Origin of the sequence: Pseudomonas sp. URMO17WK12:I12, assembly GCF_000514395.1 — a bacterium.
Classification (GTDB): domain Bacteria; phylum Pseudomonadota; class Gammaproteobacteria; order Pseudomonadales; family Pseudomonadaceae; genus Aquipseudomonas; species Aquipseudomonas mucoides.
Map to the genome: position 1 here is coordinate 79,117 of NZ_AZVV01000004.1, position 13,451 is coordinate 92,567.

A 13,451-nucleotide genomic window follows, 5' to 3' on the forward strand; every position below is an offset into this window, starting at 1 on the left:
CACTATTCCGGCACCGCGCATAGTTATAATCTGGCATCAACCTACGAAGGGATTTCGCCGTGCGCAGGCTCAGGATTGCCATCAGTCTCACCGTCACTCTGCTGACCTTGCTCTGCATGCTCCCGGCCCAGGCCGGTCAAGGCAGTGGCTGGGCAGTATTGCTCGACGAACAGGGCGACCTGCAGCTAAGCGACATTCGTTCTGCTCGCTACACCAATCAATTCAGCCCCATCGAACTCGATCGCCTCACGGCGGCCGAGCCCGATGGCGCGTTATGGCTGCGTTTCAGGCTGGCCCCCGGCAAGCATGAACAATTACTGCGGGTGTTCGCTCCCGACCTGTCGTCGCTCAAACTGTATGTACTCGATGGCGACAAACTGATCGATCAAGTGCAGACAGGAACCGTGCAACGCCAGGCTGACCGCCCCCTGCCCAGCAGCGATTTCATGTTGCCGCTGCCGCAAAGTGACACCCCCCTCGACGTCTACTTGCGACTGGTCTCCGACCATCAGCTACGGCCCTACATCACCCTGCAATCGGCGGTCATGACCGCGGCCGATCAGAATCAGACATTGCTCTATGGTCTGCTGTTCGGTTGCCTCGGCATGCTGATCCTGCACAACTTTGTCCGTTATGCCTACACACGCTCGCGCAGCAGCCTCTGGCTGGCCTGGTGTGAAGGGTTGTTGATGCTCAGCTTGCTAATGCTGCTGAACCTGGCCGGGCCATGGTTGCCGAACTGGCACGCCATCCAGACGCCTGGTGCCTACCTCGCGTTACTGATGACAGCGCCGAGCGGCCTGATGCTCGCCTGTCGCTTCTTCGCCCCGCTTGGCCCGCACCCGCTGAACAAACTGCTGCTGGCGGACATTCTGTTCATCATCGTCTGCGGCCTGCTGTTATTGTTCGTCAACACACTGCCGCTGAATATCATCACCTATGCCCTGGTTGCTCTGGCAGGCCTGAGCATGTTGTTCGTCAGCGCCTATCACTGGCAAAAAGGTTATCGTCCGGCGCGGTTTTTCGTTGCGGCGATGGTGGTGTTCAACATTGGCACCCTGATCATCCTGCCCGCCCTGTTGGGACTGACTCAGGTCGCGCCGCAAGGCCTGATCACTACGCTTCTGGTGTTCGTTTGCATCAGCGGCCTGCTGATGAGCATTGCCCTGAGCGAACGTCAGCGCAGCATCACTGAAGATCGCTTCAGCGTCAGTCGCGACCTGGCGGCCAGCAACGCGGAGATCAACGCCAAGGCCGAATTCCTGGCGAAAATCAGCCACGAAATCCGAACCCCCATGAACGGCGTGCTCGGCATGACCGAGCTGCTGTTGGGCACACCACTGTCGGTCAAGCAACGCGACTATGTGCAAACCATCCATAGCGCCGGCAACGAACTGCTGACGCTGATCAACGAGATCCTCGACATCTCCAAGCTCGAGTCAGGGCAGATCGAACTGGACGACGTGCAATTCGACCTCAACGCCTTGATCGAAGACTGCCTCAGCATCTTCCGCGCCAAGGCCGAGCAGCAAAATGTCGAACTGATCAGCTTTATTCAGCCGCAAGTGCCACGCGTCATCAGCGGTGACCCGACACGCCTGCGCCAGACTCTGCTGAGCCTGCTGGAAAACGCGCTGAAGAAAACTGAAGAAGGCGAGATCCTGATCGTTGTCGCCCTTGACGAACGCAGTGCCAAACCACGGCTGCGCATCGCCGTGCAGGACAGCGGTGTGCCGATGGAAGCCGAAGAACGCGATGCCCTGATGCACGCCGAACTGCACAGCAAGCACTTCCTCTCGGCGACGAGTCTGGGCGGCAATCTGGGGCTGGTGATCGCGCGCCAGCTGATCCGCCTGATGCAGGGCGAGTTCGGCATCAAGACCGGCGCCAACCAGGGCAGTACCTTGTGGCTGACGCTCCCCCTGGACCCGGACCGGCTTGAACACCCGACCTCCGACCTCGATGGTCCGCTGCAAGGGGCGCGCGTGCTGGTGGTGGACGATAACGACACCTGCCGCAAAGTACTGGTGCAACAATGCAGCGCCTGGGGCCTGAATGTCAGTGCCGTACCGTCCGGCAAGGAAGCCTTGGCATTGCTGCGTACCAAGGCTCATTTGCGCGACTACTTCGACGTGGTCTTGCTGGACCAGAACATGCCCGGCATGACCGGTATGCAACTGGCCGCCAAGATCAAGGAAGACCCGAGCCTCAATCACGACATTCTGCTGATCATGCTGACGGGCATCAGCAATGCACCGAGCAAGATCATTGCACGCAACTCCGGGATCAAACGCATTCTCGCCAAACCCGTGGCTGGCTACACCCTCAAGACCACCCTCGCGGACGAGCTGAATCAGCGCAACAAAGGCCTGGCGGTTTCACATCACCTACCTGCCGGCCCTGCACTTCCGGTCAAGGTCCCGAGCGACTTCCGCATCCTGGTGGCGGAGGACAACACGATCTCGACCAAGGTGATTCGCGGCATGCTCGGCAAGCTCAACCTGCAACCGGACACCGCCAGCAATGGCGAAGAAGCCTTGCAGGCGATGAAAGCCCAACGCTACGACCTGGTGCTGATGGATTGCGAAATGCCGATCCTCGATGGCTTCTCTGCCACCCAGCAACTACGCGCCTGGGAAGTCAGCAATCAACGCACCCGCACACCGGTGGTGGCATTGACGGCCCACATTCTCGCGGAGCACAAAGAGCGTGCGCGCCAGGCCGGCATGGACGGGCACATGGCAAAACCGGTGGAGTTATCGCAGTTGCGCGATTTGATCGAGCATTGGGTGGCGCAGCGGGATGAGCAAAACCGGGTAGCCGTTAATACGCCCTGAGCGGACAGTGCAGTAGTGCCAAAGCGACGAAACCTCGTCGGTAAGCGTGCCTTACCACTCGGTGTTTGGCGAGGACACCGCCCGTATCTGCTCTTCACGAAAAGGAGCCACAGCCATCGCAATCCGTCCACGCCACGAGTCATAAGCAGCTGAATCCAGCACAGCGACACACCCTTTAAACTCGATTTCCCCGACGATGTCATCGGTTAGAAAGTTTTGCTCGATGATCGAACTCGAAAACGCTTCACGGGTAATGAAACTTACCGTCAGATAGATTAGCCGAGCACCCGCCACGACAATTCCAAACTGCAACCGGACCGTGGTCAGTTTCGAGACCGGATCTTCGGCTATCGAATAATATCGCAGTAACGTACGGGCCAAATGGTGCGGTGAAAGTCTGGACACTTCGATAAACGCGCGACCCACAGCATCGACATATTCAGCGGAAAGAAAACGACGGACTTTGGACGCCACTGCCTGGCTGACCGTCTGGGGCAATAGATCTGGATCAGACCTGAACGAGCCTTCGAAATCCTGAATACGCGACCAACCAAATTTATTAAGCTGCGAGCGATAACCCCCCCACCACTGCTCATACCCGTCCAATCCTGGCTGCTCTGCCGCCGCCGCAAGCTGCATGAATAACGTTGAATCCAGTACATCAGTACACTCACGCGCACTGAGCTCATGCGACAGGAGTAAAACGCTCCCACCATCAATATAAACGGCGTAATTAAAATCCAGCATAAGATTCACTTCCGGACTAAAAAAAACCGGAGACAAATGCCTCCGGCCTTTTTGTTACTTACTGGCTAAAATGGCTTGAAACGCACGCTCATCAAGCTCGTCCAGATAGGCATTCACCGTCGTCTCCCTTGTACCAGGGTAGTCTTCCTCATGAATGACCAAATACGCCGTGTCCTGGTAAACGTCCACCTCGGAACTTTTCCATTCAACGAACAGCACACCGCCATCTTTACCAGGTTCTTTGGAATAGTTGACTGCTGCGACAGCCATGTTGACGGAACCCTCCTTGTCCTGTGCACAGGAGGCCACACCAAAGCGGCGACCCTGATCTTTCTCTACAGAGCGATTGAAAAGGTTGAGCGCCTTTTCATCCTGTTTGAGGGATCCCAGTGTGTCAGCGACAAGCGAGGGGATACCAATACCTCCAGCGACGCCCTTCACTACGCCGCTAATAATATCGACCGCTACATTGGCCATGGTCAGACTTTGTGTCTTCTTTTCATACGCCTTGGACACCTGAACGACTTTGGTCCACTTCAACGCTGTCAGTACACTGATCAGAAACTGAAAGCGTTGTTCGATCTGATGCTTGGCCGGGTACTTGTTAGTGGCCATGATTTCGGCAAACCGATAAGTATTTAGCGCGATTCGTTTGTTGCGCCGACTCATCCCGTCAAACATACCGATGACGTTAGGGCCGTCGACAACTGCTTGAATATCGTCGAGATTGATAATGCTCGACCCCGAACGTGCGGAAAAACCTGCAACCCGCGGTTTAGCCATTGAAGCAGGGTAACTTTTAACCAAGTCAGAAATAAACGCTGCTTGTTCCGACTCAGCCAACACTTGTACTTCATTCACAATTTAACTTCCTGTTAATTAATATGAGCAAATCCAGCTCGAAGACAACACTACCCAACCCCAGCTTATAACTCAACTCAGAACACATACAAATAATTACCGCCCCAGAAAACAGCACATGAACAACCAAACTAATATTCAACTAACTTGTTTGACCATGCGTTAGCCGCGAGACAGCAAATCCATAAACTCCTTACCCTCCAACTCCGTTAACGCGTCCTGCAACTCCTTGCGGTTTTGCTCAATGACCCGCTGCCGAATGGTAAATTGTCGAACACGGATATCCAGTTGCGCCATCGAATGCCCCACGCTCCAAAAGCCCGTGGACCAATCCAGTTTCAGTAGACGAACATGGCTCAAAAATATCCCCAGGGAGCCGTCCGGCTCACGGTCGGTGGGCAATACTTCAAACGCACCGAAGGCTCTCACTCTGGCGGCGAACGTTCCTTGCAACACTTCATCGCTCTGCAGCATGTTTAAGGCATTTTCAAGCGTTGCAAGCTTGCTGCGTGCAACCCTGCTGGACATGACGTCCAGATACGCTCGCGTCACACTTCCGGAGAACTTCCTGTCAATCACCTCCACCAGGGGTTGATCAAGCCCCCAGCCGATAGACCACATTACCCCGGAGTAGTATTCGAACCACTCAGCCGCCTGTTTGACACTGTTGTATTTTTGGTCCGCCCGGGCTTTGGCATATCGAACGCTGTTTTTGACGAACTGCCTGTCCTGACTCGACAGCTGAGCGCTTAAACCCAGCAAACTATTGTGCAAAACCGCGGCGCCATTTTGCGGCGTAATACCCCGAGTAATGTCTTGTGATGAAAATTCCATTTTGATGCTCCTTTTTTTCATTCCATTGATTGATTTAACGCTGCGCAGAATCTTCTCCTGCGATTGAAAAAACGCGGCACAACTCCCCGTCTGTTAGCCGACAGCCCCCGTACCGCCTGATAGACTCCCCTCGACTTCCCTGACCTGAGAGCGACCACCATGCTCCACGTGTTATTCAGCGTTTACCTGAAGATGCTGGTGCTCTACAGCCCGTTCTTCGTGTTGTCCTGCTTCATCAGCCTGACCCGCGGTTATTCACGCAAGGAACAGCGTCGGCTGGCCTGGAAAGTGGCCACCGCGACGCTGGTGTCCAGCGTCTTGCTGTACTTGTTCGGACGGGTGATTTTCAGTGTCTTCGGCATTACCGTGGATGCGTTCCGCATCGGTGCCGGCAGCGTGCTGTTTATCTCGGCACTGGGCATGGCCCAGGGCAAGTCGGCGGTGCAGACCGACAATGTGCAGCAGGACGTGACGATCGTCCCGCTGACGATTCCATTGACGGTCGGCCCCGGCACCATCGGTGCCTTGCTGGTGATGGGCGTGAGCCAGCCACACTGGGACGACAAACTCACGGCCATTCTCAGCATTGCCCTGGCCAGCTTCACGGTCGGTGTGGTCCTTTATTTGTCCAACCGCATCGAACGGATTCTTGGAGACCAGGGCTTGCAGATTGTCAGCCGATTGATGGGATTGTTTGTGTGTGCGCTGGCGGCACAGATTATCTTCACGGGTGTGAAAGGTTATCTGGTGCCGTAATCAGTGCGGGAACGCTACGCCCTGGATTTTGCCGGTTCTGCGACCACCTCGACCTGAGAACTCGACATCAGCTCCGTTAACGTGGCGCTGCCGGCAACGCCTTTTAGCCTCAGTAACTCGGTCACTATTTCCGAAACCGCCCGTGACCGATAGCCATTGAGCGAAAGGAACACGTCACCCCGCAACGCCACATCCGCAGAGTAAACACCGCGAAAAATCAGGCTGTGCCCGCTGTCCAGGCCGTTCATCACCAGGTGTTCATCGACCAGGCTGACCCATAACTGATCCATGATCGAAGGGTCCAGAATCAGTTTCCCGGGAATCGAGGGTGGCCGCTCAAGCGAATAACGACAATCGACGATGACCGATTCAAGTTTCAACCAGGCCGCTCGGGTCAGTCGGCTTGTCGTGGTCCCCTGACCCATTTTGAGCACCAGGATGCTGACATCATCAGCAATCAACGGCAGAAGGTCATGGGCCCTCTTCGGCCCCTCGACCACCAGCACTTGGGCGTTACGCTGGATATAGTCGAGCGGTCCGACCGTGCTTTTTTGCGGATAGGTGTACAACAAACCATCTTCGCGTTCGTGCAGCATCGCACTGGTTTGATCCCGGGTGCCCACCAGCGTGTAGTGCGCAGTAACGGCGGCCTTCGGAATCCGGATCAATCGTCCGCTGCGGACCACATACCATTGAAGGCTGTCGGGGTCTTTGACGGACAGGAAATCGGCGCAGCGATATTCGTTCGCCAGCGCTGCCAGCCCCTCACTCAATGGCCCTTCCAGTGCCGCAACCCAGCGGCTGCCCACCCCCGTAATCCGGACCGGTTCGTTGTGCTGTAAATCCATCTCCAGGCCATCAAGCGTTGTGGCCTTCAGGCCGGCACCCTCCACTTTCACGTCGGTAAAGACCCAGGGCGCCCATTCCTGCATCGGAGCGGGCAATGCCTCAGCCTGCAAAAGCCGGGTTCCCGGGCCAAATGCAGCGTTCAAGTGTGTCGTTTCGATAAAGCGCTGGCTGAAAATCCTGCCCGTTGAAAGATCGAATAACCAGGCAGCCTGATTGTCCGGAACACTACTCAGCAACCGCACTTCTTTGCCATGGCCCAGGTCCGCGAGCAACAGCCGATCCTCCACATACCAGGCGCATAAATCGCCGCTACCCGTAAAGTTGCTCAACCCAAGAAGGGCGAGACTCGACACCGGATACTGCGTCGACACCGCAGGCAGTTCGGACCACCACCGGGCCCGATCCTTGAACCAGGTGCCCGTCAATCCGCCCAAGCGCAGATAGCCTTCCGACGTCATCGTGAAGAACAGGCCCGAGTCGGTCAGGGCAAGATGCCCCTGCTCGACCGCTACAACATTTTTCAGCCCTGTGGGGGCAATTTCTCTGGAAGACCATTGCACGCGCCCCTCGACCATCGACCTTTGCTGGCGCACGAGGCTTTGAATGTCCTTGTCGTAGGTCACGAACACCTCGCCCTCGGCACCGTCGGGCGCAATGAGTAAAAGGGTATCCAAAGCCTTGATCGAATCCTTCCAGCCTCGCACATGGTGACGCCGGGCGGGTGCACGGATGATCAACCCGTCAAGATCGCGGACCCAGACCAGATCACGGGAGTTGTCTTCGCGCTGCCAACAGATCGAAACCAGCGCACCGGGGCGCCAGTCCACGGTATCAACGAACGCTCCCGGCAACACATAATTGCCCAGTATCCGCTTCCAGTCCGTCAGCGTGTCAGCCTCTAAAACCGCCTGCAGTGCTGGATCCTGACCCAGGGTGATCGAGGCGAGCAACACCGTTTGCTGATGGATCAGGAAGGTCAGTTCATCGCGCTGGCCATCCTTGCGAACGTACTGCTGCACGATCTGAATGCCGCCGTTGGCCACGGCCTCACAGCGGCCAATGGTCAAGCCATCCCTGAACAGCAAACGGTAGCGCTGAACCAGCGTGCCGGTGATCGCGTCGACCTGCCAGACATCAAAACTCGCGGGGTGATAGAAATAGGCCGAGCCCTCGACCACGGCGCCCAGCACGGCTTCATCGGCCAGCAGGACATTCGGGTCGCGGATATACAGAAAACGATCCTGCGCCGAGTCGTAATACGCAGCCACCGTTCTCGGTTCGTCCGGTTTTTCAAACGGCACCACGAAGTTGTGAACGGGGGTGTAAGGCATGGCCAGTCGATGTTCGCGGGCCAATGACTTGAAGTGATCCAGCAGCGCTTGTTCCCCGAGCGCCGGATCGGCGTCTTCCTCGACCACCTCCAACTTCAGGGCAACAAGATCAACGCGCACGATTGTGTTCCCCGCCAGCTTGAGCAACACATCGTGAACGCCGCTGCCACTGAACTTCACACCCAGCGTGTCCGAAACGAGCCTGCCCGCAGTGGCTATCCGGATGTCTGCCTCCGTCAACCAGGGCGCCTGCAACACCCAGCGCATGGCCGTGTGACCGGGTGCGTCGAGTACAAGGCTCACCCCGGGATTGAGCAGTACGGAACATTGGGCGCCGGCGCCTTCGATCCGGTAGGAAACCAGTCCGTGCCACGCTTTTGGCAGGGCTGGCACCACCAGCGAACGTTCGATGTTGTCGAGACGCACGTTGAACACCGTGGGCTTGTAGACCGGGTTCAGCCGGCTGACCACGTACTCGCCGGGAAACGAGTAGAACGAAAACAGAAACTGCCATTGTCCCTGTTCATTCTTTTTCTCCAGCCGACGGGCCGTATCGAAGCCGCCGGCATGACGAAACGTGACAAACGGCAGCAATGTGTACTCATAGCCGTACCAGGTTTTGGGTGTGCCGGGCAAAACGATCGCCTGCCCGGGCGGCGGCGCGAAAGGCGCCGAGTCGGGCAACCCGAGGCCCACGCGGATGTCGGTGGCGCGGTCGTAATCCACATCGAAATCGGGAACCCCGAAATGGTCCCGTAGCGGGAACAGCCTGGGGCTGTCGAAACGGACGCAGGATGCGTGCAAATCGAGCTCGGCAAATACCGGCAAGGGGTGCGCAAGCCAGGCGTTCGAGGCCTTGTCCAGATGATAGCCGCCCTCTCGATAAGCCTTCTCCACCCCCTCAAAAAACCGGGCGACCTCCTTGGCTTCTTCGGCAATGGTGGCAAACCCTTCGGCCAGCGCAGCGACGCCCACCGCCAGCCCCCCCAGAATCACCCCGGCACCGCCCAGCACCGCCGCCACCGTTCCCGCCCCGGCCAATGCCGCACCCAGTCCGGCGGCGCCCAACATGGCGCTCGCGGAGTCGAACGCCAGCTGCGTGCCGAATTGCGCCTTCTCAATGTCATTGGTGGCACGGCTTAACTGGTAAATATCAAACCCGACATTCACCATCCCCAACACCGTGCCGACGCCTTCATTGGCCACATGCCCCAACGCCTTTTGCACCAACGGTGCGCTGGTGCGGGCGATCAGTTTTTCATCGTCCAGTGCCTGACGCACCAGCGTCACGACGCCAACCACATCCACCACGTTGCCGTGGACCAGTTGGGCGTAATTGACATAGGCATGCAAGCGAATGGCCGTGGTCAGCGCCTTGTCACCCCCGCTGGCCGCGCCCTCGTGATGACGCAGCGCATTCATCAAGGCTTGCACAGTGAAACCGGCATTGAGCGTATGGACGCTGCCCGCCTCCGTAGGGTCAGGCAAGCTGGCCGACTCATGCGGTTGCGCGGCCAGCGTACGGAAGGTTTCCGAGAGGTAATTCTTGATTCTCAGGAATCGCGGATCATCGGTGGTGACGCGCACAATGGTCTGCGCTGGATCGGTATCGACCAGACTGATTTTGTACTCGCCTGCGGGGGTGATCTCCAGCGTCTCGAACAACGCAACTGCGCTCGACGACAGCCCGTGCTGCGCCTGCAACTGCCGGGTCGCCTGGGCGATCTGATCACTCCACCAGTGGGCGTCCAGTTCCAGCAACGAACTGCCCAGCACCCCATTGCTGACCAACGACTGCCCTCGCGCGCTGGCCAGCCGCTGTCTTACCCGCGGCGCCTGGTCTGGCAGGCTGCCCGAATCGGAAAGACTCGACACCGGGACACCCGACGACAACACCTTTGCATTAAGACGGCCTGCGTCCAGCTCAATCAAATCAAAGGCTGGACGACCGGGCTCCCCATAAGCGGCGTAAGGCCCTGCCATCTCTTGGCTAATGAAAAAATGGGTCAATGCTGCACTGAGCGCTTGCGCGGTATTGAACTCGAAAACACCAAAGTTCGGATCGTAGAAATGATAAGTACTGCGCTCGTCCACCCTACTCTTGGCCAGCAGCATCGAGTGGTTATCCGAATTGAGCATCAACGTGCTGCTGCCGGTTTTCGCTTCAAGCGTCGCGATCACCTGTGCCAGATCGGAGCGCACGACCAGCCCGCCGAGGTCACGGATGTCGACGTCACGAAGTTCTTCGATAACGCTCACGAATGCATTCGAATCTCGGGTACCGGGTTCAATGACCGCCAGGTAAAACCGCTCGCGAAGCATGTTGGCCGCTTCGCTCCCCTTGCTGATCGCCGCCGCCATGGCCAATGCCAACGGATAGCAACGCCCGGCGATCCGGTCACCGGCGCCCTGGAGCAACAAATCCTGTGGCACCAGTTTGAAGGTGCCTTGATCGAAGCTTTCCAGTACATCGGTCATGCGCTCGCTGATGCGATCACGGAATTCGAGTTTGGCGACCTGCTGAATCCGGGCAACCTGGCGTCCCCATTGCAGCAAGGTCAGCGATTGCTCCAACGCCTGCTTCTTCAGTTCAATGCTGGTCTCGGACAATGTCACGGACGGTGTCGAGGCGCGGGCCAAACCGTCAACGAACGCCGGATGACTTTCTTTGAACAGCTCCCGTTCAATCGCCCCGTACCGGTGTGACACGCCCAATTCAGACACGTTGTTAGCGAGGTTTTCCAGCCGCGCGCGGACGTGATCAAAGTTGCGTTGATCCATCGCCCGCGCGCCCAGCAACGAACCGATCAGTAGCCGCTGTCGCGGATCAAGTTGCTCTACCTGCAACATCCCTCGGCCAATTCGGTGAAGCAATTCATCCAGAGCCAACTCCGCGGAGGCCGGCTCACCGACCAGCACCGGCGGTGGCGCGATCTCCTGCGCAAGGATGGATTGACGCTCGTCAAAACCCAGCTGCAATGGTTTGTCGAAAGCCACCTCACCGCTGGTCTGCTGACTCATTGCACGAAAGAAAGGTTCGCCAAGCTGTTCCGCCAGGGATTGCAGCAGTTCAGTCGACAACACGTGTCGACCTTCGATGACGGGCCAGCCATGGTCGAAAGAGAGCGTCTGGCTCTTCAGCAACTGATCCACTTTGCCCAGGTAACGCGCCTTGAACTGCCCGGTTTCCCACCGTTGTTTTTCGTTCTTGAACCACTCCTCGGTGTCGCTTTCGTTTTCTTTCCAGGAGTGGTCCAACTCCTCCTCGGTGGCCCGGTTCACCGTTGCGGCGGGGTCAATTGCCACATCCGTTCGCCAGGCGCCCGCTGCTCGTGGGGTGAAATGCCTGCTTGCGTAATCCGCGAGCGCATCGCGCATCGCAGCGGGCCCGGTCAGATAGATGGTCACTTCGCTTTGGGGGCGAATACCGTCGCTGTAGTAGGAAGCTGCAGCCAGAGCCAGAAGATACTGCGCAGGTTCTACATCCCCCGGCGAAGCACCCAATAGGGCGAATTTTTCTTCGACGACATCCAACGCAATTTGACTGATGGCCTCAACATCGATAGCGGCGACTTGACGCTCCATGGCCAAACGGGCCGTGGCATCAACGATCTCATAATTGAGTTTGAAGCGATCAATCACGGCGCTGACCATCGCCGATCCTGGATGCGCCATGAGAAACGCATTACTCAGGCTGCCCCCTTCGGCAACCGCTCGCAGTCCGTCCGGTCGTACAAGGCGCTCTGCGGGCTCGCGAAAAACGCTATTCAACGGCGGATGACTGTTGGCGAACTGCTCCAGCGCCGGGCGATGTTCTTCAGGTATGCGCTCGAAGTAGCTTGTGTACTTGCTTCTTGATGCCTCACGACCCGGCATCCACTCCGGGTTCTGATCCAGCAACAACTGCAAGACGCCCAGGCGCGCATCGCTGCTGAATTGACTGATGTCCACCCCGCCCAGCGTCTTCAGAAGAGGCGGCAGGTTATCGACATCCGCATAACTTCCGCCTTCAGCCATCAAGGCCTCAATGCGCACCACATCGGAAGCCGCGGCAAAGTTGCCTCGCAGACTGATTTCCCGTTGGTAAATATCCTGCAAGTGCAACGGTGTTCCATTCGCTGCAATATTACGAAGCTCCACACCGCCCTCGCCCATTGCCGAAATACTTTGATTATTCTTGTCCCGCAAGGCTTTCAAGCTGGCTTCATTCTGACCATATCCACGGACCAGATAATCAATTCGTGCATCATCCGCATTAACACCACGCGCTACCGCTTTGTTGATATGCGCGAACATTTGTTGTTTGAGAACAATGGCCCGCTCCTCATATTTATCACTCAGATCAAGAAACGATTCGCTGCCATGACCGCCATTGACCATTGCATCGGCCTTCGCGGCCTCGACAATGATCCGGTTGGTTTCATAGGCCAGTAATGCATCGCTGTCGTACCAGAGCTTCACGGTATAGCCCTGCCCGGCCAACACCTTTTGCCAGACATTAATATAGTCGCGCTGAATGTTTCCCAAGCCGCCCCCCAGCCAGACGAAGTGGAGATTTTTCGGCACTTCAGTGGCGGCGGTACTCAGCTGTTCAATGCTATTGGACAAGCGCGAGTGAAAGCCTTCGACCCTGTCGCGGATCTCCGTCAGCCCCGGCGCTGCGTCGCCCGGCTGTGCCGTGGGCCGCTCCACACCGGCTGCGCGCCGACGCCGGCGCTTGGGCTCGACAAAAGACCCGAGGGCCTCGCGCAGCAAACCCAGCGGCGCAAGCATTCTTGGAAAATCGAGCACTGAGATACAAGCAAAGTAATATCGAAATACTGCGTCATATTCCTCTGCACCTTTATGCTCTTGTAACGCCTGCTCAAGATCAGACAGTTTGAATAGATCGATAAAATCGACGTAGCCGTTTACATGACCAGTTGTTTGTTCACTCATAAAGATACTTCCCTGTAAAAATAAAAGCGGGCCTCCACCCGAACGGAGAACCCATCCGGTTATAAAACAACACTAACCGAACGATTTATCCGCTTCAAAGAAGAAAACAAACAATTAATGACCCGCCAAACATCCAGAAACTTTAGATATTCAAAAACAACAGAAAAAAGACCAGATAAAGGACAACCATCAACAAACTCGACAGTTTCCTTACACGTAAACAAAACATCGGCTTACATCAACACATCGAACGACCTGCCGCAATGACATCCTGTTCATTAACGGCAGATCGTTATAA

At 56.9% G+C, this 13,451-nt stretch carries 6 protein-coding genes; 2 read left to right on the top strand and 4 right to left on the bottom strand.

Annotation, left to right across the window (positions count from 1 at the left end; all coding sequences use genetic code 11):
• The first annotated feature begins 59 nt into the window (after positions 1 to 59).
• Positions 60 to 2,837: a hybrid sensor histidine kinase/response regulator gene (locus D882_RS0103260; RefSeq protein WP_027921905.1), complete on the top strand. Its 2,778-nt coding sequence runs from the start codon at positions 60 to 62 to the stop codon at positions 2,835 to 2,837.
• A 51-nt stretch (positions 2,838 to 2,888) separates the two neighbouring features.
• On the opposite strand, the gene D882_RS0103265 is transcribed toward D882_RS0103260, so the two are convergent.
• The 3 genes from D882_RS0103265 to D882_RS0103275 form a co-directional block, all read right to left on the bottom strand.
• Entirely contained in the window at positions 2,889 to 3,584 is a 696-nt protein-coding gene (locus tag D882_RS0103265) for a hypothetical protein (RefSeq protein ID WP_027921906.1), read from the bottom strand.
• A 54-nt stretch (positions 3,585 to 3,638) separates the two neighbouring features.
• A complete protein-coding gene (locus D882_RS0103270) occupies positions 3,639 to 4,445 on the bottom strand; it encodes a hypothetical protein (protein WP_027921907.1) in 807 nt (268 codons plus the stop codon).
• A 162-nt stretch (positions 4,446 to 4,607) separates the two neighbouring features.
• A complete protein-coding gene (locus tag D882_RS0103275) occupies positions 4,608 to 5,279 on the bottom strand; it encodes a hypothetical protein (RefSeq protein ID WP_027921908.1) in 672 nt (223 codons plus the stop codon).
• Between the two features lie 159 nt (positions 5,280 to 5,438).
• On the opposite strand from D882_RS0103275, the gene D882_RS0103280 reads away from it, so the two are divergent.
• Positions 5,439 to 6,035: a MarC family protein gene (locus D882_RS0103280; protein WP_007937197.1), complete on the top strand. Its 597-nt coding sequence runs from the start codon at positions 5,439 to 5,441 to the stop codon at positions 6,033 to 6,035.
• A gap of 14 nt (positions 6,036 to 6,049) precedes the next feature.
• Here the strand turns inward: D882_RS0103280 and D882_RS0103285 are convergent, their stop codons facing one another.
• The gene (locus D882_RS0103285) at positions 6,050 to 13,153 is read right to left on the bottom strand and encodes a TcdA/TcdB pore-forming domain-containing protein (protein ID WP_032833432.1); all 7,104 of its coding nucleotides are present in this window, start codon (positions 13,151 to 13,153) and stop codon (positions 6,050 to 6,052) included.
• Positions 13,154 to 13,451: the final 298 nt, after the last annotated feature.

Bases quoted from the DNA above. Each gene is read 5' to 3' on its own strand.
- D882_RS0103265 (WP_027921906.1), bottom strand. From the start codon at position 3,584: ATGCTGGATTTTAATTACGCCGTTTATATTGATGGTGGGAGCGTTTTA.
- D882_RS0103275 (WP_027921908.1), bottom strand. From the start codon at position 5,279: ATGGAATTTTCATCACAAGACATTACTCGGGGTATTACGCCGCAAAAT.
- D882_RS0103280 (WP_007937197.1), top strand. From the start codon at position 5,439: ATGCTCCACGTGTTATTCAGCGTTTACCTGAAGATGCTGGTGCTCTAC.
- D882_RS0103285 (WP_032833432.1), bottom strand. From the start codon at position 13,153: ATGAGTGAACAAACAACTGGTCATGTAAACGGCTACGTCGATTTTATC.